Raw genomic sequence first — 23,095 nt, 5'->3', positions numbered from 1 at the left:
ATCGATGGCTATTTTTCCAACTCCTGGCGAGTGGCGATTGGGACATAGCCTGCCTCAAGGCCATTGGGTGGTGTGAGGATCAAGGCGGGATCAATGTGCGCTAGTGTGCCGACATCGGGTGGAACGAGGTAGTCGCGGTCTTTGGTCCAGGCACGGTGAAGTTTCTCCACTCGGGCCTGCACTTGCTCACGCTCTTCGTCGGTGAGGTCGGCATTGAGCATCGCGGGCTGGTCGGCGAAGCGATACCAATAATAGGTCACTACACTGCCATCGCCGAGCCGGGCTTTGAAGGGGCCAGCGGCGGGGCCGGGTTTCTTCCAGCAACTGGCTGCATCATCAGGTGTGGTACGTGGCTCCTGCGGCTTTTCGGCGGGTGGCTCAAAGCAATGCTGCGTGAGGCCCAGTTCCGCAGGCACTGCCTGAGGCGGCAGTACATTCCACTGCGGCTTTTTGCCATTGGTTCCCAGCGCGTAGTATTCCGGAAGAGTGACGAGCGAGCTACTGCTGCGTGTGAGTTGTTTGCTCCACTGATAGCCAAAGGTGATTGGATCTGGTGTGAAGGAGGTGGCAAAGTCCCTCCATGCCAGCGGCACTTTCTCCTCCCGCTTGGTGCCTGGTGGATAGATGCTCCAGTTTGAGCCGCCGCCTGCGCGGAAGGTATGAACAACGGATGCGTTTGCTTTGATCGCGCCATCGGCAGGTGCGCCGCCATCGAACCATTTTTGCACGTCATCCCACAGGGCTGCTTTTTTATAAGCAGTGAGCCGGTGCAGCACGGTGGATGTGCCGTCGGGGCCGATGGGGAATGCCGTCGGTGCCACGCGTGCGTATTCCTTGCCGGTTGCGTCTTTTGTGAGAACGGCGGGCACGTGTTGCGTCTCCATCTGGATGGCTTTGTTGGGGCCGGCGGGGCGTGAGTCGAGCAGCATGTCTGCCCACTCCGGGTGGTCGACTGTGGCCTGAGTCCAGAAGAAGGGTGTGAAGAAAGTGGCGGGCCCCTTGAAGTTTGCGGTGTTGAGAAAGAGCGTCCAGCATTGATTTCCTGTGGGCGTGTTCCTGCCCGCCGTGGTGGTTTTGGGATTGGTTAGCGGCAGAGGCAGATAGCCGTAACCAAAGAGTTCGCCACTGGTGCCTTGCTTGAGGTTCAGGCCATCCAGTGGAAACAGCAGCCACGGGCTGAGCTGTGCCACGCCATACTGCCCGCGCGGCTTTTCCCAGGTGCCTGCGCCGTAGCCGGGGCCATTGGCAATGAAGGAAAAATTCGGCCCCACGCCGCCCATGATGAACTTGGGCGTGGTGGTGGGGAAGTGTGTGTCACGCCACCAGCCGAGCCCGCCTTCGATGTCGGTGTAGCATTTGCCTTCTGGTTTTTTCCCCTCCTCGTACTGCGGATGCATCCAGGTGCCGCAGAGTCCTGTTTGGAACTTATGTCCGGGATAAGTCGACACCAGCGGCCATGCTGCGGCGTAGAGGGAAAAGCCGCCGTTGAACTCCTCCGGCACTTTTTCCGCAGGACCAAACAGATAACCGGCCATCTCGCCCTCCTGGGGTTTCGCCGCAGGCGATTGCTGCGTAGGATGAACAATGGCTTCAGCGAAGGCGCGGCCCATGAGTGCAAAGGTCTTGGCGCAGCCGAGATAATGGTAGCCGGCATTGGATGCGCCGCGTTGCCAGAGAGCCACTTCAGCAGGGGAGATGAGCTTCGCTTCGAACTGTTTCAAATACTCGCGCTTCTGCTCTTCGGTCATGTGGCCGTTGGCGTTGGCGTGGTCTTTGTGCTTTGAGTTTAGGTGGAAGCCCATCTGGCGGACCTGAGCTCTCTTGTCGTCGATGACTCCGAGTTCCTCTGACCAAAACGGCGCGGTCTGCACGGCGACGACGTTGCCTTTGAACTCGGGGAGCAGTGATGGCGCGGTCATTGCCTCACGGAAGGAAAGAATGTCAGGGCTGGCTTTCGCGCCGCCGATGCCCATGACGCCAATGACGAATGGCATCTGGGGGGCGTTCAGATCCTTGCGCACGTCGCGGATGAACTTGGCCAGCAGGTCGCTGTAAAGTGCATACCGCCCGGGCTTGCCGCGCTCAGGATACGTGTGGCTGTCCACCATGTCGTTGAATCCCTGCAGCCAGACGAAGCCCGCGATTTCGTAGCCCTGTGTAGCGTCGTAGGCCGGGCACACGCGCTTTGGATCAGCGAGAACACGCTTCACATGCTCGACCATGTAGCGATAGAAGCGCCCAGTTTCCTGTTTCTTCTCCGCAAGCCACTGGGTCATGTCCTTCGGGACACCGTGACCCGGCGGGCCGTAGTAGAGCTTCTTCTGGTAGTCGTTGAGTTCATACGGCCCCGCGCTCGGCGGGCGGAACTCGGTGTTCAGGCTTCTGCCGCCCCACGCGGTCTTGATGATAAGCACAGGTTCCTTCAGTGCAGCATCCATCGTGAGGCCGAAGGTGAACTCCGGCCCGATCTTGCCGTTCGGCTTCGTCGCATCGTCTCGCGCGCCAAAGCCAGCCGTGAGCTTGCCGGTGCCCTCTCCATTCGCGCTGCCGTCGTATTTGCCGGTGTAGTATGAAATCCAAGTGTGATCGCACACTGTCGGCGTGCCATCTGCTCCGCGCATCTGTTTCAACAGCGGCGCGGTGGCGGGATCATCGCCGATGTAGTCAAGCGTCTCGATCTTTGCATGCCCCTCCATGTTCGACTGCCCGGCGAGGATGAAGACCTTCAGCGGCTTCGACGCAGCGGGCAGCGACATGGCAAGGAACGAGGCGAACAGGAGAATGTGTTTCATGATCAAGTTGGTTGGATACCCCAGAGTTTCTCAAGCAGGGCAAGCATTTCGGGATCATGCTGCTTCAGCTCCGCGCGCGTGAAGGGAAAGAAATCATTGCGGGTGAAATAGGCCTCCGAGCTTTCGGCAAAGTATTCCTTTGCGTTGGTCATGGCGTAGGCTTTGGCCAGCCGCTTGCGCCCTTCGGAGTCCTGCCTCTGCACGCTGTCGTATTTTCCGGCAGCTTTTGCATGCTGAAAGGCGGCCTCGATCTCCGCATTTTCAAAGCCGAGCACGCGGTCATGGTAGGCATGGGCCAGTTCATGCAGCGCAAAGTTGGGCATGCGCCGCATTTCGGCCTCAAAGATGCGCACGTTGGAGAACTCCACGCCTTTTGCCATCATGGGGTCGCGGCCGTTTTCCTTGAGCCAGCCTGAGCCGGGGTGGTATTCGGCGCGTGGTTGTGACTTGGGGTATTGCGGATTGAAATACAGCGGCACCTTGCGCAGCTCCACCACTGCCTTGGCCGGAACGACCCGCACGATTTCCTGCAGCTGCAGCGTCAGCAGCTTCAGCGCATTCGCTGTGGCCTCTGCTTCATGGTCCAGCAGTTCAGGGCTGATGTGCACTTTCCAGCCTTCAATGTCGCGGATCTCGCGCCCACTATTGGCCTCCGCATCACGCTTCCGTGCCTTGGCCTGGATCAGCTGCCGCGCTGCCTGCATCGGCTCAGGCCACGAGAAGGCCGGGGCTTTGGTGGGATCATATCCCGCCATGTGGCCGGTGAGCCGTTTTGTCGGCTTGGTGTAGTGCAGCTCCGTTCCTCCAAAGACCTCGAGGCACAGCGCAGCGAGACCTGGATCATACTCGATGAGCTGCGTGCGCAGATGCACATGATTGTGGTCATGGTCGTTCACGCGATTGTCGTCAAACCAGCTTTGCACGCCTTCCGCCCAGTATTCGTGATGATTTACGCTGGCGTACTTGCCGCGCCATAGTCCGGCCTTCATCGCTGCATCATAGGCCGCCTTCAGACGTGTGTCGAAAGTCGGGTCCACGTTCACCATGCCGCGCAGATGAATGCTATGGGCAAACTCATGGATGACGATGCACTCCTTTTCATAAGGATCGCCGGGAAAGGCCAGCACGTTTTCTTCGGCGCAGGAGCAGAAAGGATCGGTCCTGCTGCCGCCCAGGCCGCGTGCGCGAACGTCCCAGTAAGTTTTGGCCGTCAGGTTTTCATAACCCTTCACCGGCTTGTCTGCGAGACGGGCAAATTCCGGCAGATCGGTGGTGTATTCATCATGCGCCAGGATGATCATGCGTGCGCCGCTGTCGGTCATTGCCTGGCGGACGTCTGGCCGATGCGCAAGCATGAGACCGAGAAGGTGGGCCACCTCCTTGAGTGCATAGGGATTGACCTTGGCCGTAGCCACGATGGGGAAGCCTCCTGCGCTGGTGCGCTGGGTGTAGCATGCCGGCACGCCATCCTTCGCCGCGGGGTCGTAGCGGAAGCCCTGCACCGGCACCTTGCTGATCACCTCTGTTTCCTTGTCGCTATCCACAATGACAAAGCGATGCCCGATGGAAGTGCCGATGATGTTGTCTGCGCCGGGTTCGATTTTGCCATTGGCAACACGCACTCCTTCCGGATTCAGCCAAAACACCTCCACTGCATTTGGCGCTGCATTGATGATTTGGAGCTTGGGGCGGTCCAGCGCCAGCGCAGCCGTCGATACGAAGAGAAGGGTGGCAAGTGCGGTTTTCATGCAAAGCGGTCGGGTGACATCAAATCGAGCGACAAGGGTGGATTCTCTCCTGCAAGCAGATCGCTGATGATCTTTCCTGTCGCGGGAGCGAGGCTGAGGCCCATCATGGCATGGCCGGTGGCGAGGGTGAGGTTTTTCCAGCGCTGGGTGCGGCCGATGTAAGGCATGCCATCGGGTGACACGGGGCGCAGGCCGCTCCAGGGTTTTACTTTGGCGAAATCACTTTCCTTAAACGCTGGGAAGTACTGCGGAAACGCCCGGGTGATGCCACTGACGCGGCGCTGGGTGATGGATTCATTGATGCCGGCCATTTCCATCGTGCCACCGACGCGCAATGCACCATCCATGGGGGTGACGGCGAGACGGGACTCCGTGCAGATGCTGCACAGATTCGGAAGTTGGGCGGGCTGCGGCAAAGTGAGGCTGTAACCTTTGCCTGCTTGCATCGGCAGATTGAGATTCAGTGACTTTGCCAGATCTGCGGACCAGACGCCGCTGCAAAGCACCACTTCCTGACCTTCGACCTGACCTCTTGTTGTATTGATCGCGCGCAGGGTGCGGTCTTCGACCTTGAAACTTTTCACTTCTGTTTCCCATAGAAACTGAACGCCGAGGCGTGTGAGTTCAGTTTCGAGGGAGGAGATGAAGCGTGAGGGTGAGAGATGACAGTCTCTGGGAAAGAAGACGCTGCCGCAAACATCCATGGTCACGTTGGGATCGAGTGAGGCGGTGGCTTTGGCATCGAGGACTTGGGCGGGGATGCCGAGGGCATTTGCCTGAGCGGCCATGTGGGCTTCTTCATCAAGAGTCTGCTGCTGTTTGCAGAGCATGAGGAGGCCATTTTTGACCAGGCCGAAATCGAGGCCGATGTCTTTGAAGCACTGGCGACTTAGCAGGCTGAGGTCTCGCAGCACAGGTGCGGCGGCAGCGGCGCGTTGGGCGGTGGCTGCTTTCCAGAAGTGCAGGCCCCATGAGAGGAGGTCGAGATCGAGGCGGGGCTTGATGTAAAAAGGAGACTCGGGATTCCACATCCAGTTGAGGCCTAGTTTGACCATGCCAGGGGCTGCGAGTGGAATGAAGTGGCTGGGGACGATCATGCCGGCATTGCCAAAGGAGCAGCCATCGCGTTGCGCGGGCTTTTGATCGATGATGGTGACCTGCATGCCGCGACGGGCGCAGTAGAGCGCCGTGCTGAGGCCGATGACGCCGGCACCGAGGATGGTGATGCGGGTGCTCATGGCTTTAAATGGCGGACGAGAAACTCCATGCGGAGGCGTGAGCCGTAGGGTGTCTCGGCGGCGCCGTGGCCGGTGCCAGTGATGGGCATGAAGTCGAAGGTCTTGTTGGCTTTTTGGAGGGCGCCGACGACTTGGGTTGTAGTGGCGGGATCGACGTTGGTATCGAGTTCGCCGACGATGAGGAGGAGGTGACCCTGGAGTTTGTGGGCGTCGTCTTTGTTGGAGCTGCGGGCGTAGCTTTCATCCACGGGCCAGCCCATCCACTGCTCGTTCCACCAGATTTTGTCCATGCGGTTGTCGTGGCAGCCGCAGTCGGCAACGGCGACGTGGTAGAAGTCGTGGTGATCGAGAAGGGCACGCATGGCGTTCTGGCCTCCGGCGCTGCCGCCGTAGATGCCGACGCGGGTGAGGTCCATCCAGGGGCGGGTTTGGGCGGCGGCTTTGATCCAGAGTTTGCGGTCGGGGAATCCGGCGTCTTTGATGTTTTTCCAGCACACATCGTGAAAGGCTTTGCCGCGATGGTTGGTGCCCATGCCGTCGAGTTTGACGATGATGAAGCCCAGCTCGGCGAGGATGTGCTGATTGAGAAGGCGACCGAAGTCCTTGGGTGCGAAGGCGCTGTGAGGTCCGGCGTAGATGTCTTCGATGACGGGATATTTTTTTGCGGGGTCGAAGTGCGAGGGCTTGATGAGGATGCCGTGGATGTCGGTGGTGCCATCGCGGCCTTTGGCGACGAAGCGCTCGGGCATGGTCCAGCCTGCGGCGAGGAGTTTTGTGGCATCGGCTTTTTCCAATTCGCAGACGAGGCTGCCATCGCGGCTGCGGCGGAGTTCGTGGACGGGCGGGAGGTCGGCGCGGGAATAGGTGTCGGTGAAGAATTCGCGGTTTGGGGAGAACTCGATGTGGTGATTGCCGTCGCCTTGGGTGAGTTGCTGGAAACTGCTGCCGTCGAAGTTCACGCGGCAGAGATGAAGGTGGTAGGGATCCTCGTCTTTGCGCAGGCCGCTGGCGAGGAACCAGATCTGGCGCTTTGAGTCATCGACGTGAAGGACTTCGCGGACTGGCCATGAACCTTTGGTGATCTGGTTTTTTACTTTGCCGGTTTGGGTGTCGTAAAGGTAGAGCTGGCACCAGCCGTCGCGCTCGCTCATCCAAAGGAGCTCGTGAGAGGAATGCAGCCAGTGACGCCAGGTTTTGTGGGTGTAGTCGATGAAGGTTTTGGAGGTTTCTTGGATGACGATGCGAGCTGTGGCGGTCTGGGCATCGGCGGCGAGGATGCGGTAGAGCTGGTGGCCGCGCTGGTTGTAATTGAAGTAGAACTCGCGGCTATCCGGAGACCATGTGACATCGAGCTTGCCGGATTCGGTGAAGGGGTTTGGATAGAGGTCCGTGGGCACACGAATCTTCTGGCCGTCTTTGCGGGTGATGATCATCTGCGGCTTGGGCAGGGGATCTCCGGGCTTGAGGTAGTCGAGGACTTTGAGTTTGGGTTGAACGCCTGCTTTGGGAGAAGAATCCACGATGGTGATCTGGCGGCGCGTGACGGGGGTGGCCTCGCTCGTGACAAGGAATGCGCCGTCAGGTGATCTGAAGCCGGGCTCCCTGGGCTTCTTGTCTTCCACTTTAGCTTTAGTGATGCCTCTGCCATCGATGATGAGTGTCTGCACCAAAGGGCCGGCTTCGATGATGGCAAGATGTTCGCCGGTGCGGCTGGTGATGAGCCAGACATGGCCGTCGAAGGTGTGCTGCTCGCGTTCTGCGCCCGCGCGGATGCCGCCGTAGCGGATATGCTCGCCCTGCTGATTGACCCAGAAGAGATCGACGTCGGCATCGAGTTGATTGATGAACTTGAGGCCGGATTCCTCGCCGGTGCGGGAGGTGCGGCGGAGTTCGATATGGGCGGTGGAGGATTTGAGCGCCTCCTGCTCTGGCAGGCCGAGGGCTTTGAGTGATGCGGCCGTTTTGCGTTCGCCGGTGTCGGCCTGGATAAGGACAAACTCTTGGGTTTTTGGTCCGGATTGAATGCGGTACCAAAATGACTTGCCGCCGGGGAGCCAGTTTGCTTTGACGCGATCACGGAAGACGAGGTTTTCGGTGCGCTTGGGCAGGCTGAGTGCTTGCTCGAAGTCAGCAGCCATGGCGCTCGTTGATAGAAGCAGCAGCAGGATTGATTTCATGGGATGCCAAGTTGAAACGGATCAGCAGGATCAAGGATGAGAGTGGACTCGGCAGTGATGAAGGCGGTGCCGGTGATGGTGGGAATGATGCCGTTTTCCGTGAGGATGTAGCTGCCTTCGAAGACGCTGCCGATGATGCTTTCCTGCCGCCAGATTTCATCGGGGGCGAGTTTTCCATCTGCGGCCAGGCAGGCGAGCTTGGCGCTGGTGCCGGTGCCGCAGGGGGAGCGGTCGTATTCGCCGCCGGGACAGAGGACGAAGTTTCGGCTGTGATTTGCGGGATCGTGCGCAGGGGCGAAGAGTTCGACGTGATCGACCTCGGGGAATCCGGCGGCATGAATGGCATCACGCATGGCGAGGCTGGCCTGGGTGAGCTGGGGGATGTTTTCGCGCGTGAGGGCAAGGCCGTGATCGGACACCAGAAAAAACCAGTTTCCACCATAAGCGACATCTCCGCTGGTGCCGCCTGCCTGAACGGCTTTGGCTTTGCGGTAAGAGGGAACATTGCGGATGCTCACCCGGCCATCTTCATGCAAGGTGGCAGTGACGATGCCGACGGGGGTTTCGATGCGGTGCTCGCCTGACGAGATGCTTCCCAGATGCCGCAGGGTGGTGATGAGGCCGATCAGGCCATGGCCACACATGCCGAGGCGGCCGACGTTGTTGAAGAAGATGACGCCTGCTATGCAGGAGGCATCCTTGGGCACCGTGAGAAGTGCACCCACGATGACTTCATGCCCGCGTGGCTCGCAGAGGATGGCGCGGCGGTAGGTTTCGAGATCCTCGGGACTCATACCGCCAAGCACGACACGCGTGGGCTCGCCGCCGGTGTGGGAGTCGATGATGGGGATGCGCTTCATAGCGGGCGCCGGGCCAGTGCATCGCGGATGATTTTGAGGACCTGTTCGCGTTCAGTTCCTGTGAGGGGCAGGCGGGGCTCGCGGCACCACTCTTTGCCGAGGCCGGTTTCCTGACAGAGGAGTTTGATGTATTGCACGAAGTGGATGTGGGTATCCAGCTTCATGAGGGGCTGCATCCAGCGGTAGAGGGTGCGGGCTTCATCCCAGCGGCCTGCACGGGTGAGTTCCCAGAGATGCTGGTTTTCTTTGGGGAAGGCGATGCCGCTGCCTGCGACCCAGCCGTCGATGCCGAGGATGCTGCATTCGAGGATGAGGTCATCCACGCCGGTGAAGAGCTGGTAGCGATCTCCAACTAGATTACGCAGTTCGGTGATGCGGCGTGGGTTGGCGCTGCTTTCCTTGATGGAGGTGAGGTTTTCGATGTCGGCGATCTGGGCGAACATCTCCGGGGTCACATCGGTGTGGTAGCCGATGGGATTGTTGTAGAGCATCCAGGGCAGGGGCGTGGCCTTGGCCAGCGTGCGGAACCAGTGCTCGGTCTCGCGCGGATCGCTTTTGTAAACCATGGGTGGCATGACCATGAAGCCGGCGGCGCCGAGCTGCTCGCCATCCTGCATGTATTGAATGGCGGCACGCGTGCTCGTCTCTGCCACGCCGCTGACCACGGGGATGCGGCCTTTGGCGGTTTCGATGGCGCACTTGAGCACGGCGCGTTTTTCATCGGGCTGCAGGCATTGGTTCTCTCCGAGGGAGCCGCACACGATGAGGCCGGAGATGCCGGAGTCGATGAGGGCTTCGAAGTGGCGGGCTGAGGCGGGGAGATCGAGGGACTGATCTTCGTGGAGTTGAGTGACGACTGCCGGGAAGACGCCGGACCATTTGGGTAGAGACATGGCTGAGGATGATTCGGGATGGCTGAAGGGTCTTGATTGCTTTTTGACCGATGGGCTGCCAATTCAGTCAAAACCATGGAATCTCCCGGCCCATTCTCCGAGCACGCGACGACGGAGGCGCTGTTTGATGCGCTGCCGGATGTGGTGTTTTTCATCAAGGATGCTGCGGGCCGGTATGCGCGGGTGAATCAGACGCTGGCGGACCGCTGTGCGGGAGGCGACAAGACGAAGCTCATTGGCAAACGGCCTGCGGAGGTGTTTCCGGCGGCGCTGGCCTCCAGCTATGCGAGGCAGGATGAGGCGGTGCTGAAAACGGGAAAGCCGGTGGAGCATCAGCTGGAGCTGCACATTTATCCCGGACACAAGGCGGGCTGGTGCCTGACCACGAAGCATGCGCTACGGGCTGTGAATGGGCGCATCATCGGAGTGGCTGGCATCTCGCGGGATTTGAATGCACCGAGTGACAAGGCGAGTGGCTTCGCGGAACTGGCGGCGGCGCTGAAGCACATGCAGCAGCACTTTGCGGAGAGCCTGCGCATCGAGGACATCGCGAAAAAGGCGGGATTGAGCGTGTATCAGTTCGAGCAGCGGGTGCAGCGGCTGTTTCAAATGAGTCCGCTGCAACTGCTGCACAAGCTGAGGCTGGATGAGGCGACGTGCCTGCTGCGTGAGACGGATCACTCGCTGGCGGACATTGCCATCGAAACGGGGTGGTGTGACCAGAGCGCGTTTACGCGGCATTTCTCGCGGTATGCGGGGATGGCACCGGGGAAGTACAGGGGATTGAATCGGGATATATAATTTCCATAGAACGACGCTTGCCAATTTCATCAGGTGTTTGTAGCCTGCTTGGATGTCGCGTTCCTTGATCGCCCCTACGGGCCATTCCATGCCTTTGTCAGGCGGGGAGACCTGTGTGGGGAGCGATCCGTCGGTGCAGATTCCGGTGCGGGCGGAGATGGGACTGATGCCGAGGCATTTTGTGATTGCTGAGCTCGATGGCGGCTGGCATCTGGGGGCCTATGACGGGGCTGCGGTGTGGGTCAATGGACAGCCTGTGCGCGTGACTGCGTTGCACGATGGAGACCGCATTGTAGCCGGACAGCTGGAACTGATTTACCGGGATGTACCCGAGGCGACGAGGGGGCCAGTGATGCAGGCGCAGCCAATCCTGATGCCGAATTCCTTTCAGCCGCTGCAAATCGATCCTCCCCCCATGATGGAGGAGCATGAACAGCCATCTGTCGTCCGAACTCCGATGCCCGAACGTGTACCTTCACCGCGCGTCATTTACCGTACCGAGCTGGGTGATGTGACCAGTCTGGCGGGGGGCAAGCGGGATCACCTGCTGATGATTTTGATAGGCTTGGTGCTGATAGGTATCGGCGGATTGATCACCAAGCTGGCCTTTTTCGATGTGTCCGGGCCGCTTAAACCGGCTGACCTCGTTATCAAAGAAGGGCGGATCACGGGAGTCTCGGTTCGTGGCCGGAAGGCGAACCGGACCACGGAACTGCACACCGATCTGGGGCTGCCGCGTACCATCGAACTACCGGACGATCTGCGCTACAATCCCATGTGGAGCCGACCGGGCAGTGTGGCGAAAATTGGGTTTGTGAAAGAGCATTTCGACAACAAGAAATTGAACATGCTGGGCACTCAAGGAACGCTGGAGGTGGCCACGCTGGAAGTGGACGGCACGCAGTACCGATCACTGGCCAAGCACAATGCGGAGGAGGAAAGTCAGAACCAACTCCTTGCACTGGCTGGGCCCGGCATGGTGCTGGGCGGGCTGTTTGTGATGATGTTGGGCTGGGAGAGGTGGAAAAGCAGGCGTGCGGCGCGGCGGTGACGATGAGTCACCGCGCAGCCTGGCGATTGTCCTTGTTTTCCTCAATCATGCCATCAGCGCCTTCACGGGCTTCGCGGGATTGACGCCGATGAGCTTGGCGTCGAGGCCCTGGAACTTGAAGCTGAAGCGGTCGGCATGGAAGCCGAGGAGCTGGAGGACGGTGGCGTGGAAGTCGCTGATGTGGAGAGGGTCTTTGACGATGTTGTAGCTGAAGTCGTCGGTCTCGCCGTAGATGGCGCCGCCTTTGGAGCCGCCGCCGGCCATCCACATGGTGAAGCAGCGGGGGTGGTGATCGCGGCCGTAGTTTTCCTTGGTGAGGCCGCCCTGGCTGTAGATGGTGCGGCCGAATTCACCGCCCCAGATGATGAGAGTATCGTCAAACATGCCGCGCTGTTTGAGGTCTTCGATGAGGGCGTGGCAGGGCTGATCGACGTCTTTGCACTGGCTGGGCATGCGGCCACCGACGTTGCTATGGTGGTCCCAGTTGTTGAGGTAGATCTGGGTGAAGCGCACGCCGCGCTCGGCGAGGCGGCGGGCCATGAGGACGCTGTTGGCAAAGGTGCCGGGCTTCCGGGCTTCTTCGCCGTAGAGCTTGAAGATGTGCTCGGGTTCGCTGTTGATGTCGGTGAGTTCGGGCACGCTGGCCTGCATGCGGAAGGCCATTTCGTACTGCTGGATGCGCGTGTGCGTTTCGGGATCGCCGACCTGCTTGTAGTTGATCTCGTTGAGGGCGTTGAGACCTTCGATGGTGCGCTTGCGCACGCTGTCAGGGACGCCGGGCGGGTTGTTGATGAAGAGGATGGGATCGCCCTTGCTGCGGAAGGAAACGCCTGCGTGTTCGCCTGGCAAGTAGCCGTTGGACCAGAGGCGGGAGGAGATGGCCTGCTCCTGCTCGCGGTTTGTCGGCGTGGCGATGAGGACGACGAAGGTTGGCAGGTTCTCATTCATGGAACCCAGGCCGTAGGAGGCCCAGGAGCCGAGGCAGGGGCGGCCGGTGATCTGATTGCCGGTCTGCATGGCGCAGATGGCGGGTTCATGATTGATGGCCTCCGTGTGCAGCGAGCGCATCCAGCAGATGTCGTCGGCGTTTTTGGCGAGGTTGGGCAGGAGATCGGAGTTCATCCACATGCCGCACTGGCCGCGCTGGGCGAAGTTGAACTTCGAAGGTGCGATGGGGAATCGCGCCTGGCCGCTGGTCATGGTGGTGAGACGCTGGCCATTGCGGATGCTCGGCGGCAGGTCTTTGTCATACCACTTCTGCATCTCGGGCTTGTAGTCGAACAAGTCCATCTGCGCAGGACCGCCAACCATGTGCAAGTAGATCACGCGCTTCGCCTTCGGCGGAAACTGCGGCCCCATGGCGGCATTGTTTGAGGCGTTGGCAAATGATTCGCCGAGGAGAGATGCAAGCGCAGCACCACCGAGTACATTTTTGCCGCGCGCGAAAAGCTGGCGGCGGGTTTGGTACATATCCCATTCGTGGAGAAGGCTCATAAGAAGTTACAAGTTTAAGGTTTAAAGTTTCAAGTTGCCGAAGGGCGAGGGGCTTGTCAGCGGAGGCGGGTGGATTTGAGATGTGAGTCGAGCCAGATGGCGTCCTCGGGTGCGAGAGGGGGCTCGGGATCGCGGCTGTAATCAGTGCTCTTGTCGAAGCCGCAGTCGGCATGGCACAGCTCGGCGAGTTCCTGAAGATTCAGCCAGATGTCCTGGTCGTCCGGGCGAAGGGGGACGCGGATGGCGGGGAGGGGTTGCTGATAAGTGACGCGATAAAGCTCGCGCTGGAGGGGCAGTTCAGCGCGAAAAACAGTCGTGGCATGAGGAGGCAGGCGACCATTGTCGATGCGGATCGAGTCTGCCATGTTGTCGTCTTCAAACTGAAGAAGAGCGAGCCCCCATTTTCGAATGAGATCGATCTCAACGAGATTGACTCCCGACTCCATGAGGCCGAGTCGCTTTTGAAGATACGCATGGGCTCCCACGCCGTGCTTGTTAGTGGGGCTGAGAAACTCGATCACAGTCACCAATTCACCGCTGGTTTGTCGGATGGTTAGATGCCGGGGTTTCGGGGAGGTGACATCCCGCACGATGGGCGGTGAAAAATTGGGCGGGGCGGAGGCCAGCAAGGTATCTTCGCGTACCTTCCAGACGCTCACGTCAGGCTGGATCTCTTTTTCGTCCTTGAAGCGAGTGGAGATTTTCATGCCTTCTTCAATGGAGGCTCGCAGGTCCGCCGGCATCTGCCGCTGCAGGCGAGAAAGCGAGGCTGCGATCATGCACGGATGCACCTGAAACCACTGCTCTTCAAAGTAGGGGTTCAGTCCCGGGAAGGGGTATGGGGCATCGGCGGGCACTTGGGGCTTACTTGTTCAGGACTTCGTCCAAATTCATGAGCTCGTTGCAAAGCATGGTCCAGGCGGCGAGTTCGGGTTTGGGGAGGTTGGCGTCGGGTTTGGATTCGCCGACTTTGAGGAGGGCTTCGGCGTCGGCTGACTGGGCGCTGTAGAATTTGCGGAGGTCGGCGAGGCTGGCGGTGAGGATGGGTGTTTCCTGGGCTTTGAGCGGACGGCAGAGGACACGCTCGGCGATGTCGGTGAGCCTGGTGGTGTCGTCACCTTTGACGTTGTTGAGGGTGTGCTGGGCGAGGTTGCGGGCGGCTTCGATGAACTGGGGGTCGTTCATGGTGACGAGGGCCTGCAGCGGGGTGTTGGTGCGGTCGCGGCGGACGCAGCTGACTTCGCGGGTGGGGGCGTTGAAGACCTCCATGTTGGGTGAGGGGGCGGTGCGCTTCCAGAAGTTGTAGAGGGTGCGGCGGTAGAGGTTTTCGCCGTTGTCCTGCTTGTACTTTTCGGTGCCCATGCCGACGACTTCCCAGACGTTTTCCGGCTGGTAGGGCATGGTGCCGGGGCCTCCCATCTTGGGCGAGAGCGAGCCGCTGACGGCGAGGGCGTAGTCGCGGATCATCTCGGCGTCCATGCGGAAGCGCGGGCCGCGGGAGAGGAGGGCGTTGTCGCGGTCTTTTTCGATTTTCTCCGGTGTGAGGATGGCGGCCTGACGATAGGCGGAAGAGGTGACGAAGAGCTTGAAGAGGCGCTTCACGTCCCAGCCGCTGGTGCGGAATTCCACGGCGAGCCAGTCGAGCAGTTCGGGGTGCGTGGGTGGATTGCCCATGATGCCGAAGTCTTCGGTGGTCTTGACCAGACCGGTGCCGAAGAGCTCCTGCCAGAAGCGATTCACCGTCACACGTGCGGTGAGGGAGTTCTCCGGACTGACGAGCCACTTGGCGAGACCGAGGCGGTTCTTGGGGGCATCGGCGGAAAGTTTGCCGAGGGCTGCGGGCACGGCGGCATCGACGGCCTCGCCGACTTTGTCATACTGGCCGCGCATGAGGATGTTGGCCATGGGCTTGGTGTCCATGCGTTCTTCCTGGATGTGGGTGAGTGGGCTGCGGGCTTTGATGGCATCCTGCTCGGCGGTGAGCTTGGTACTGGTGGCGAGGGCTGCCTGATAGGCGGCGTCGCGGGTGACGAGGAAATGCTCAAAGAGTGCCTCCTGCTGCTTGGGGCCGCGCTTTTTCGCAGCGAGCATGGTGCGAAGAGGGCCCACTTTGGAAAGCGTCTGCACTTCGGTGGCGGAGAGCTGGCGGTCGTAGATGCGCACGTCCTGCACGCCGCCATCGCTGAAGTAGGCGCCATTGCTGCGCTGGCCGATGCGGGTGGGTGTGGTGGTTTTGATGCTGCCTTTGAGGGCATTGGTGTCGGGCTTGATGGGAGCTTCGACGCCATCGACATAGATGCGCACGCTGCCAGCTTTGCCTTTGCCATCGTAGGTGACGAACACATGCTGCCACACGCCGGGACGCAGGGCGGGTTTGGCGGTGGAGACCTTGATGGCATCGTCAGGCCATTTGCTGACGATGTGAACGGAGAGGCGGGTGTCGCTCTGGAAGAGGTCCCAGCCGCGATAGCCGTTCTTTTCATCCATGCGGGCGAGGATGCTGCCGGAGACTCCGGCGCGATCTGCGCGCACCCAGGCGCCATAGCTAAAGGCGTGATCTTTTTCGAAGTCGCCCACGTCACCGATTTCAAAGGTGCCGTTGGGTTTCATAACGGGGGCTGGGCCGAGTTTGCCATCGGGCTTCCAGGTGACTTCACCGACGGCCTTGAAGGTCTTGGCGGTGCCGCAGGTGCCGGTGACTTCGCTGCCGGTGCCTTCATTGAGGGGCACATGGGCGGTGACGCCCTTGGTGGGCACGTCTTTGTCCAAGTCTTCGGGCTTGGCGCTGGTGAGCCAGAGGTCAAAGAGCGGCTTGGCGGCTTTGCGTGAATCGTTCTGCTTCGTTTTCGCGGCGGCGATTTCGGTGGGCAGGGCGGTCCAGCGCGGACGGTCTTTGTCGGTGGGCAGTACGAGGATGGGGCCGAGGCCGTCCTTCACGTTGCCGTCCTTGGGCTTCTGCGTGGTGTTGCGGAAGAAGGCGGCGAGGGAGTAGTAGTCCTTCTGCGTGATGGGGTCGAACTTGTGATCGTGGCACTGGGCGCAATTGGTGGTGAGGCCCATGTAGACCCAACCGAGAGTCTGCACACGATCACTGGCGTAGTTGGCCAGGTTTTCTTCGTCAATGGTGCCGCCTTCATTGGTGGTGATGTTGCAGCGCTGCAGGCCGGTGGCGATGAGCTGGTCTTCGGTGGGCTTGGGCAGGAGGTCGCCGGCGATCTGTTCGACGGTGAATTGATCGAAGGGCTCGTTGCGATTGAACGCTTTCACAACCCAGTCGCGGTAGGGCCAGATCTCACGCTCTTTGTCGAAGTGAAGGCCGTGGGTGTCTGCGTAGCGTGCGGCATCCAGCCAGTAGCGCGCGCGGTGCTCGCCATAGGCGGGGGATTTGAGGAGTTCATCGACGAGCGCGGAGTAGGCGGCGTCGGAAATGGGGGCGCCATCCTTCGGCGCGTAGCGGGCCACGAGTTCCGGTGAAGGTGGCAGGCCGGTGATGTCCAGCGAAACGCGGCGGATGAGCGAGTGTGCATCTGCCTGCGCGTTGGGCTTGAGGCCGGCGGCTTCGAGCTTGGAGAGGATGAAGCGATCCACCGGATTTTTGATCCACGCGCTGTCTTTGACCTGCGGCTCCGCGGAACGCTGCGGGGGGATGAGAGACCAATGCGGCTGCCATGAGGCACCTTGGGCGATCCATTCCTTCACCAGAGCGATCTGCTCCGGCTTCAGCGTCTTGTGCGATTCCGGCGGCGGCATGAGCTCGTCTTCATCCTTGGTGATGAGACGCTGGAAGAGGTTGCTGATCTCCGGCTGGTTTTTGATGACCGTGGGCTTTTCACCTTCCTTGGCAGTGAAGAAACCGGCCTCGGTATCGAGGCGCAGTCCGGCTTTGCGCGTTCCTGGATCGGGGCCGTGGCAATGGAAGCAGGCGTCTGCAAGGATGGGTCGGATGTCCTTGTTGAAGCCAATCGGCTGCGCCGCAACTGCTGAGGAGGCAAGGAGCGTGAAAAGCAAGGTGGGATTGAAACGCATGCAGGTTTTGCGGTTTGGTATGAAAATGTTGCTGACTGGTATGATTATGCTTACGAAGCTTTCGCGCGAATTTTTGCGCCGATCTGGCTGATTTGTGGCCGACATTTGTCGTCAGACCATCGCACTGCGCAGCGCGAGGCGTTCGGATTCTGGAAGGCTGCTGGCGGTGATGGCGTGCCAGGCGGCGTTGATGTCGATGCGGCTCCAAATGGCGGCGAGGCAATTTCCCAGACTCAGACGCTCCTTGGGGGTTCTTACATGGGTGAGCAGCATGAGCGCCAGATCCGGCCGGTGATGTTTGATGACGAGAAAGAGGTCTTTCAACTCCGCGTCATTGAATGAGCGGATGACTTCCTGATCGCCGAGCAAGGCATCGAGCTGAGGCAGATCGCGGGTGTGGCCGCGGTGGAGGCTTGCGGCGATGCGCCGTAGCTGCTCGCGGCGCTGGAGCAGGGAATGCTGGAGGTACTTCATGACTCTAGAATACGCTGAGAGCTGCAATGCCGTCTTGCATGGGCATGGCATGCTTGTGTAAAATACGCGCATTATGGCGGCGATTTCACCACAGGCATTTCTACGACGGGTACGCGGTGCGGAGCTGGCGCGGCTCTTTGACCTGCTGCCGGATTTGTCGTTTTTCATCAAGGACCGCGAGGGGCGCTTCATGGCTATCAACCGCCGAGGGTGCGACTACTGCGGGGTGAAGCATGAGAAGGATGCCATTGGCAAAACCGACGAGGACTTCTTCCCGCACAGCCGCGCTGCTGAGTACCACGCGGATGATGAGATCGTGATGCGCACGGGGACGCCCATTGTGAACCGTTTGGAAAGTGCGCCGGAGGCGGAGGGCTCGCCGCGCCTTGTCATCTCCAGCAAGATCCCGCTGCGTGATGCGGAGGGAAACATTATCGGCGTCGCCGGATTCTCCCGCCAGGTGGAGCAGGTGCGCAGCCGCAGCTCGGGGGAGGCGCGCTTTGCCAAGGTGATCGAGCAGATGCATCAGCATCCGGACGCTGCGCTGAGCAGTGCAGCGATGGCGCGCATGTGCGGGCTTTCACAGAGCCAGTTTGACCGCAGCTTTCGGCGTGTCTTTGGCTCCTCGGCGCGGCAGTATCTGCTGCGCGTGCGTGTGGAGGCCGGCTGCCGGCGGTTGGCGGAAACAGAGGAGACGGTGGCTGCACTGGCGGTGGAGCTGGGTTTCTTCGACCACGCGCATTTCACGCGGTGCTTTCGGCGCATCATGGGGCTGACGCCGGCGGAGTATCGGGAGCAGCGGGTGCCGAAGGGGACGAAGCGGGGGTGAGGACGAGGGATGGTTGTTGCAGGGGCCTGAGCCAGAGGGATGGCCGCAAAGAAACGCAAAAAATGAAAAAGTTAGAACGGAAACGGGCAGGTATTCACTACAGACACCTTGGCTGAGGATAGCTCGCCAAGATTTAAACATGCTCTAGGTTTTGCGAAACTCCGGTGCGCGTCTGGCCTGTGTGATCTGCTCAAACGCATGCCCCAGTGCGAGGATGCGGGCATCGGCGTTTGCGGTGCCCATGAATGAGAAACCGATGGGGAGGGAGTCGACAAAACCCAGCGGCACGGTGAGGTGTGGGTAACCGGCCACGGCGGCGGGGGTGCTGGCGACGCGGTCGTTGGTGTCGCCGTGGGCGAGATCAATGCGGCCGATGGGATCGTTGGTGGGGCAGATCAGGGCGTCGAGCTGGTGAGACTGTAGAGCGGCATCGATGCCTTCCGGGCCGGCGAGGCGACGGGCTTTTTCTCTCAACTCGGCCCCTTCGGCGATGATCTCCGGGGTGCTGAGTTTTTCCGCCTGCTCGAAGAACTCCTGGTCGAAGTGCGGCATTTCTGCTTCGCGGTTTTTTTCGTTGAAAGCGATGAGTTCGGCAAGAGAGCGCACGTCGCTGCCGCGCTGTTCGAGATAAGCGTTTAAATCCGTGCGCAGCTCGATGAGCATGGCCTGCCAGGAGAAGCTACCTGCGGCGCCCGAGTTGGGCAGGCGCACCGGATCGATGATGACGGCTCCGGCATCGCGCAATTTTTTGAGCGCGATTTCAAACAGGGCGAGCACCTGCGTGTTTTTGCCGCACTGGCTGCGCACCACGCCGAGGCGTGCGCCTTTGAGTGCGTCTGGTTTTAAATCGACGGTGAAACCTGTGGCGAGCACCTGCATGAGAAGGGCGGCATCTTTGACGGTGAGGGTCATGGGGCCTGCGGTGTCCTGCCAGTGGGTGATGGGGATGATGCCGCTGCCGCTGATGCGGCCGACGGTGGGCTTGAAGCCGACGATGCCGCAGGCGCTGGCGGGGCTGACGATGGAGCCGTTGGTCTCCGTGCCGATGGCTGCGGGGGCGAGTCCTGCCGCGACTGCGGCGGCAGAGCCGGAGCTGGAACCGCTGGCACTGTGGGTGAGGCTGTGGGGATTGCGGGTGAGGCCGCCACGTGCGCTCCAGCCGCTGGTGGAATTGGGCGAGCGGATGTTCGCCCATTCGCTGAGATTGGTTTTGCCAAGGATGATCGCGCCTGCTTCACGCAAGCGGGTGACGAGGACGGCATCGTGCTGCGGCTTGTGATCGCGCAGGGCCAGCGAACCTGCGGTGGTCTGCATGGCGTCTGCGGTTTCGATGTTGTCCTTGATCAGAATGGGCAGACCGTGCAGTGGGCCGGGCGGGCGCGTGGCGGCGAGGGATTTTGCGGCTGGGTTTAACTCGATGACGGCATTGATTTGCGGACCGCTTTTGTCGATCTGCGCGATGCGTTCGAGGAAATGCTCAACCAGCAGCAGGGGCGTGGTGTGTTCCGCTTTGAGCATGGCGGAGAGTTCGTCGAGCGTCGTGTAGGGCAGGGGACTGTGGTGCTGTTTAGCGCATGATGCCGGACACAGGGCCAAAGCGGCGGATTGGAGCAGGCGGCGGCGGTTCATGGGGGGAAGGGGCTAAGATCCGGCATAGCGACCCATGAACAGGATCAAGCCGGTGGTGTCGTGCTGCAAAGCCCAGATGAAAGGACGGTTGGCATTGAAGCTGACGAGCCGGCGTTTGGGCTTTTCGGATTCGCCGAAAAACGGAGCTGCTGGGGCCGCTGAGACGGCGGCGGCCTCTGCCCCGAGTTCATTGACCTCGATCATGGCTTCATGCGCGACGTCGCTGATGAAGTAGCCACCGCCGGGCAGTCCTTTGGAAAGGTTGGCGGTGTCTGTTTGAAAAAGACTCTTCACGCCCAGTGTGTGCCAGAGCGCCTTGAGGCTCAGCTGCGTGCTGTAACCGAATCTCGGCAGCATCAGATTGACATCACAGTCGGCGCTCTGTTTTTGGATGGAGTTCCAATGCTCGAGTGTGAGCCCGGTTTCGATTTTCTTGCGGGAGGCTTCATCACGAGGGAGCAGCACCAGCATGCGGACCTCATGGTCTGTCATGGGCATCGTGATGAATTGCCACGATTCAGACTCTGCGTAGTGGGGCGACTCTGCGAACTGCATCATCATTGGGAGCATGACGGTTCCTTTTTCAGGAGTGTGAAATGCGCGCGGCTTGGTTTTTTCCAGTTCAAAGGGGCTTTTCCAGCGGCCTTTGAGGAAGAGGGTGTTTACCGCGACGACGGACTTTGCCGGGGCTGAAAAAGAGGATGGGCCTACGATCTGGGGAATGCGGCCCCGTGTTTTTTCACGCACCCAGAGATTCACAGCCGCAGCAGAGGCGGCGGCGTTTCCGGCGGGCAGTTTGTGCAGCGAGGCTCCAAACAAAGTCTGGGAGGTGGAAAGAAAACCGGGCTCAAAGGTGGCCGGGCTGGCCGCCCAGAGCGAGTTTGTCATTTCCATGGTCAGGGAGCCGCGTCTCACCGTGTCCGCCAGAGCGGAGCGCATGGCGCTGAGATCTTCGGTCTCCTTGGCTGAGTCGCCCTTCAGGTGGGCCAGCGCTGCGAGCTCCTTGCGGCTGTCACCATCCGCTGCGGTCATCAGGAGGGCGGCCATCTGATGGGAGCTGAAGGGGGAAAAACAGAAGTTTCCCTCCGTCAGCGGGCGGAAAAGCTGAAACAGCTCAAAGGCGTGCTCATTGACCGCCTGTGCCGCCAGCTGGGGCTGCGCTGCATGACTGTGGAAGGCAAGGAGCATGCTCAGAATGCAAGTGCGCATCCCTGAATCCTAGTCCGGGCGGCCGGTTTGGCGCAAGTTTGGAATGCACTGCGGCCCTCGAAATCGCGTCCCTTCTGATTTTTATCATTGTCACTTCAGAGCCGACATGATAAAAACCGCGCCTTCGTGAAATTTTCTGTCTTTCGTTTGGTCGCTGTTTTCCTTGTTTCTTCCGCTGCTTTGAGCGCGGAGGAACCCATGCTGCCGCAGGCTTTGGGCGCCGGTGCGTCGTTTCATGCAGACGGGCCGCGTGGCTTTTTGAAGCCTTCCAAGTCAATCAAGCCCCCGGTTAGCGCCGTAGCGGCGGTTCCTGCGCCTGCCATTGTGCAATCGCCGACAGCTGAGACCCGCCTGCGCAGGCTGGTGGTGGTTTCGGGGGCGATGACGCCGGAAGCCATCCGTGACACGATTCTCGCCTGCGGGCAAACACGCACGCCGGTGACCACGGCTGGCGGTGTGAATGCGCCTGCGCCCATGCTTTCTGATCTGGCCGGGTTGTTTGGCTCGACGGTGACCGAGGACACGCAGAAGAAAGTTTTGGAAACTGTGCGCAAAGGCATGGGATCGTCGGTCAAGCCGCTCCAGAGGGTGGAAGTGGTCGGCTGGCTGCCCAGTGAAGGCGTCATGGCCGTGGCGGTGTATCCGGAAAGCTGAAAGTGCTTTCCATGAAAAGTGCCCCGGTCGAGAAGCCTGCTGCGGTAACGGCAGCTGACATAGTTTTCGCACCTGATCCGATTGCGCCAGCGATTCCACGTGTCCTGCTGGCAGAGGAAAGCCTGCCCTACCGGCGTGTGATTCGCGAGGCGCTGATGGCCTTCCGCATCTGCGAGGTGGACGATGCTCCCAGCGGAGAGCGTGCCTTTGAGCTGGCGCTGCAGCGTGAGTACTCGCTGTTTTTGTTTTCGCTGCCGCTGCCTGACATGGCGGGCGACATGCTGGACCGCCTGCTGAGCAAGGCCTACCCGATGGTGCATTCCGGCGTGCATGCCGCGCCGCCGGTGATTTTCCTTATTCAGCCCGGGGATGGGCTGCGGTTTCAGGAACTGCAGCGTGATGTGCGCGTGCGTGGCAGCATGCCGCTGCCGCCGAAGCTCGATGTGCTCCTCGCTGTGACGGCATCCTTGCTGCCAGAGCGCCAAGGATTTAACTTCCCACCTTTCCCCCCCCCTCATGTTCCCTGATCCTCAGCGTCGCAGTGTCAAAATTTGTGGCATCACCCAGCCCCAGCAGGCTGCGGTGATCTTTGCGATGGGTGCGGATGCCGTGGGCATCAATCTCTGGCCCAAGTCGAAACGCCACATGCCCCTGGAGGTGGCGATGAATTCACTGCAGAACGTGGCGGCAAAGAATGCCTTGGTGGCCGTGCTGGTGAATCCGGATGCAGCGCTGCTGGATGCGGCGATCTCCAGCCAGTTGTTTCAAGCACTGCAACTCCACGGTGATGAAACGCCGACGGATGTGGAGCGGCTGATGAAGCGCGGTGTGAACGTCATCAAGGCGCTGCAGGTGCGAGATGCGGCGTCTCTGGCGCAGATCGGCGAGTTTCCGTGCGAGTCGATCTTGCTCGATGCCTACAATCCCGGCACCTACGGCGGTGGCGGGCATGCTTTTCCGTGGGAACTCGCTGTGCGTGCCAAGGAAATGTTTCCAACCAAGAACTTTCTGCTCTCCGGGGGGCTGACCCCTGACAACGTGCGTCAGGCGGTGGAGCAGACGCAGCCCCTAGCTGTGGATGTGGCCAGTGGTGTGGAATCGCTGCCGGGCAGCAAGGATCTGCTGCAAGTGGCGCGGTTTATCTCTGAAGCTCGGGATGGATGGGCGGCGGGGAGCATCAAAGAACTCACGGAAGGGGAGGCAGAGGTTTAAGGCTGCCG

Annotated in this window: 18 protein-coding genes; 6 read left to right on the top strand and 12 right to left on the bottom strand. The window is 60.4% G+C overall.

Going from position 1 to position 23,095, the window contains the following annotated elements:
• Positions 1-8: 8 nt before the first annotated feature.
• The 6 genes from AC24GY_RS09960 to AC24GY_RS09935 are packed head-to-tail and all read right to left on the bottom strand — an operon-like array spanning position 9 to position 9,708.
• Positions 9-2,792: a sialate O-acetylesterase gene (locus tag AC24GY_RS09960; RefSeq protein ID WP_487682463.1), complete on the bottom strand. Its 2,784-nt coding sequence runs from the start codon at positions 2,790-2,792 to the stop codon at positions 9-11.
• Positions 2,793-2,794: 2 nt separating this feature from the next.
• Entirely contained in the window at positions 2,795-4,540 is a 1,746-nt protein-coding gene (locus AC24GY_RS09955) for a hypothetical protein (RefSeq protein WP_487682461.1), read from the bottom strand.
• Complete coding sequence (locus AC24GY_RS09950) at positions 4,537-5,778, bottom strand: NAD(P)/FAD-dependent oxidoreductase (RefSeq protein WP_487682459.1); 1,242 nt, start codon at positions 5,776-5,778, stop codon at positions 4,537-4,539. Before AC24GY_RS09950 ends, AC24GY_RS09955 begins: the two co-directional genes overlap by 4 nt.
• Complete coding sequence (locus AC24GY_RS09945; RefSeq protein ID WP_487682457.1) at positions 5,775-7,955, bottom strand: prolyl oligopeptidase family serine peptidase; 2,181 nt, start codon at positions 7,953-7,955, stop codon at positions 5,775-5,777. The genes AC24GY_RS09950 and AC24GY_RS09945 overlap by 4 nt, the downstream gene beginning before the upstream one ends.
• Entirely contained in the window at positions 7,952-8,815 is an 864-nt protein-coding gene (locus AC24GY_RS09940; RefSeq protein WP_487682456.1) for a proline racemase family protein, read from the bottom strand. The genes AC24GY_RS09945 and AC24GY_RS09940 overlap by 4 nt, the downstream gene beginning before the upstream one ends.
• Complete coding sequence (locus AC24GY_RS09935; RefSeq protein WP_487682454.1) at positions 8,812-9,708, bottom strand: dihydrodipicolinate synthase family protein; 897 nt, start codon at positions 9,706-9,708, stop codon at positions 8,812-8,814. The genes AC24GY_RS09940 and AC24GY_RS09935 overlap by 4 nt, the downstream gene beginning before the upstream one ends.
• Before the next feature lie 75 nt (positions 9,709-9,783).
• On the opposite strand from AC24GY_RS09935, the gene AC24GY_RS09930 reads away from it, so the two are divergent.
• Together AC24GY_RS09930 and AC24GY_RS09925 are read left to right on the top strand one after the other, a co-directional pair.
• On the top strand, positions 9,784-10,509 hold the full coding sequence (locus AC24GY_RS09930; protein ID WP_422322450.1) for an AraC family transcriptional regulator: 726 nt from the start codon (positions 9,784-9,786) through the stop codon (positions 10,507-10,509).
• A gap of 88 nt (positions 10,510-10,597) precedes the next feature.
• Entirely contained in the window at positions 10,598-11,560 is a 963-nt protein-coding gene (locus AC24GY_RS09925; protein ID WP_487682452.1) for an FHA domain-containing protein, read from the top strand.
• Positions 11,561-11,605: 45 nt separating this feature from the next.
• Here AC24GY_RS09925 and AC24GY_RS09920 read toward each other — a convergent pair whose 3' ends face one another.
• The 4 genes from AC24GY_RS09920 to AC24GY_RS09905 all read right to left on the bottom strand — a co-directional run bounded on the left by AC24GY_RS09920 (position 11,606) and on the right by AC24GY_RS09905 (position 17,554).
• Entirely contained in the window at positions 11,606-13,054 is a 1,449-nt protein-coding gene (locus tag AC24GY_RS09920; RefSeq protein WP_487682450.1) for a DUF1501 domain-containing protein, read from the bottom strand.
• 56 nt (positions 13,055-13,110) lie between these two features.
• Positions 13,111-13,911, bottom strand: a complete 801-nt coding sequence (locus tag AC24GY_RS09915) for a DUF4058 family protein (protein WP_487682448.1) — start codon at positions 13,909-13,911, stop codon at positions 13,111-13,113.
• Between the two features lie 7 nt (positions 13,912-13,918).
• On the bottom strand, positions 13,919-17,080 hold the full coding sequence (locus AC24GY_RS09910) for a DUF1553 domain-containing protein (RefSeq protein WP_487682446.1): 3,162 nt from the start codon (positions 17,078-17,080) through the stop codon (positions 13,919-13,921).
• A gap of 111 nt (positions 17,081-17,191) precedes the next feature.
• Positions 17,192-17,554: a hypothetical protein gene (locus tag AC24GY_RS09905; protein WP_487682444.1), complete on the bottom strand. Its 363-nt coding sequence runs from the start codon at positions 17,552-17,554 to the stop codon at positions 17,192-17,194.
• 73 nt (positions 17,555-17,627) lie between these two features.
• Here AC24GY_RS09905 and AC24GY_RS09900 point away from each other — a divergent pair, with 73 nt between their 5' ends.
• Positions 17,628-18,383, top strand: coding sequence for an AraC family transcriptional regulator (locus AC24GY_RS09900; protein ID WP_487682442.1), 756 nt, complete (start codon positions 17,628-17,630; stop codon positions 18,381-18,383).
• 144 nt (positions 18,384-18,527) lie between these two features.
• On the opposite strand, the gene AC24GY_RS09895 is transcribed toward AC24GY_RS09900, so the two are convergent.
• Both AC24GY_RS09895 and AC24GY_RS09890 read right to left on the bottom strand, forming a co-directional pair.
• Positions 18,528-20,012, bottom strand: a complete 1,485-nt coding sequence (locus AC24GY_RS09895) for an amidase (protein ID WP_487682440.1) — start codon at positions 20,010-20,012, stop codon at positions 18,528-18,530.
• Between the two features lie 12 nt (positions 20,013-20,024).
• Complete coding sequence (locus AC24GY_RS09890) at positions 20,025-21,200, bottom strand: serpin family protein (protein ID WP_487682438.1); 1,176 nt, start codon at positions 21,198-21,200, stop codon at positions 20,025-20,027.
• Between the two features lie 147 nt (positions 21,201-21,347).
• Between AC24GY_RS09890 and AC24GY_RS09885 the strand changes: the two genes are divergently transcribed.
• Genes AC24GY_RS09885 through AC24GY_RS09875 form a run of 3 tightly spaced genes read left to right on the top strand, consistent with a single transcriptional unit; the run spans position 21,348 to position 23,087 of the window.
• On the top strand, positions 21,348-21,875 hold the full coding sequence (locus tag AC24GY_RS09885; RefSeq protein ID WP_487682436.1) for a hypothetical protein: 528 nt from the start codon (positions 21,348-21,350) through the stop codon (positions 21,873-21,875).
• A gap of 11 nt (positions 21,876-21,886) precedes the next feature.
• Positions 21,887-22,402 (top strand): response regulator, encoded by a 516-nt coding sequence (locus tag AC24GY_RS09880; RefSeq protein ID WP_487682434.1) that lies wholly within the window; start codon positions 21,887-21,889, stop codon positions 22,400-22,402.
• Positions 22,392-23,087, top strand: a complete 696-nt coding sequence (locus AC24GY_RS09875) for a phosphoribosylanthranilate isomerase (RefSeq protein ID WP_487682432.1) — start codon at positions 22,392-22,394, stop codon at positions 23,085-23,087. Before AC24GY_RS09880 ends, AC24GY_RS09875 begins: the two co-directional genes overlap by 11 nt.
• Positions 23,088-23,095 lie beyond the last annotated feature (8 nt).

The organism is Prosthecobacter sp. Pr1, assembly GCF_057652315.1.
This window is presented reverse-complemented; position numbering and strand designations above follow the sequence as displayed.

Coding starts and splice junctions, on each gene's coding strand:
- AC24GY_RS09910 (WP_487682446.1), bottom strand. CDS start 17,080: ATGCGTTTCAATCCCACCTTGCTTTTCACGCTCCTTGCCTCCTCAGCA.
- AC24GY_RS09880 (WP_487682434.1), top strand. CDS start 21,887: ATGAAAAGTGCCCCGGTCGAGAAGCCTGCTGCGGTAACGGCAGCTGAC.
- AC24GY_RS09905 (WP_487682444.1), bottom strand. CDS start 17,554: ATGAAGTACCTCCAGCATTCCCTGCTCCAGCGCCGCGAGCAGCTACGG.
- AC24GY_RS09935 (WP_487682454.1), bottom strand. CDS start 9,708: ATGTCTCTACCCAAATGGTCCGGCGTCTTCCCGGCAGTCGTCACTCAA.
- AC24GY_RS09890 (WP_487682438.1), bottom strand. CDS start 21,200: ATGCTCCTTGCCTTCCACAGTCATGCAGCGCAGCCCCAGCTGGCGGCA.
- AC24GY_RS09895 (WP_487682440.1), bottom strand. CDS start 20,012: ATGAACCGCCGCCGCCTGCTCCAATCCGCCGCTTTGGCCCTGTGTCCG.
- AC24GY_RS09940 (WP_487682456.1), bottom strand. CDS start 8,815: ATGAAGCGCATCCCCATCATCGACTCCCACACCGGCGGCGAGCCCACG.
- AC24GY_RS09875 (WP_487682432.1), top strand. CDS start 22,392: ATGTTCCCTGATCCTCAGCGTCGCAGTGTCAAAATTTGTGGCATCACC.
- AC24GY_RS09955 (WP_487682461.1), bottom strand. CDS start 4,540: ATGAAAACCGCACTTGCCACCCTTCTCTTCGTATCGACGGCTGCGCTG.
- AC24GY_RS09930 (WP_422322450.1), top strand. CDS start 9,784: ATGGAATCTCCCGGCCCATTCTCCGAGCACGCGACGACGGAGGCGCTG.
- AC24GY_RS09925 (WP_487682452.1), top strand. CDS start 10,598: ATGCCTTTGTCAGGCGGGGAGACCTGTGTGGGGAGCGATCCGTCGGTG.
- AC24GY_RS09960 (WP_487682463.1), bottom strand. CDS start 2,792: ATGAAACACATTCTCCTGTTCGCCTCGTTCCTTGCCATGTCGCTGCCC.
- AC24GY_RS09900 (WP_487682442.1), top strand. CDS start 17,628: ATGGCGGCGATTTCACCACAGGCATTTCTACGACGGGTACGCGGTGCG.
- AC24GY_RS09945 (WP_487682457.1), bottom strand. CDS start 7,955: ATGAAATCAATCCTGCTGCTGCTTCTATCAACGAGCGCCATGGCTGCT.
- AC24GY_RS09950 (WP_487682459.1), bottom strand. CDS start 5,778: ATGAGCACCCGCATCACCATCCTCGGTGCCGGCGTCATCGGCCTCAGC.
- AC24GY_RS09920 (WP_487682450.1), bottom strand. CDS start 13,054: ATGAGCCTTCTCCACGAATGGGATATGTACCAAACCCGCCGCCAGCTT.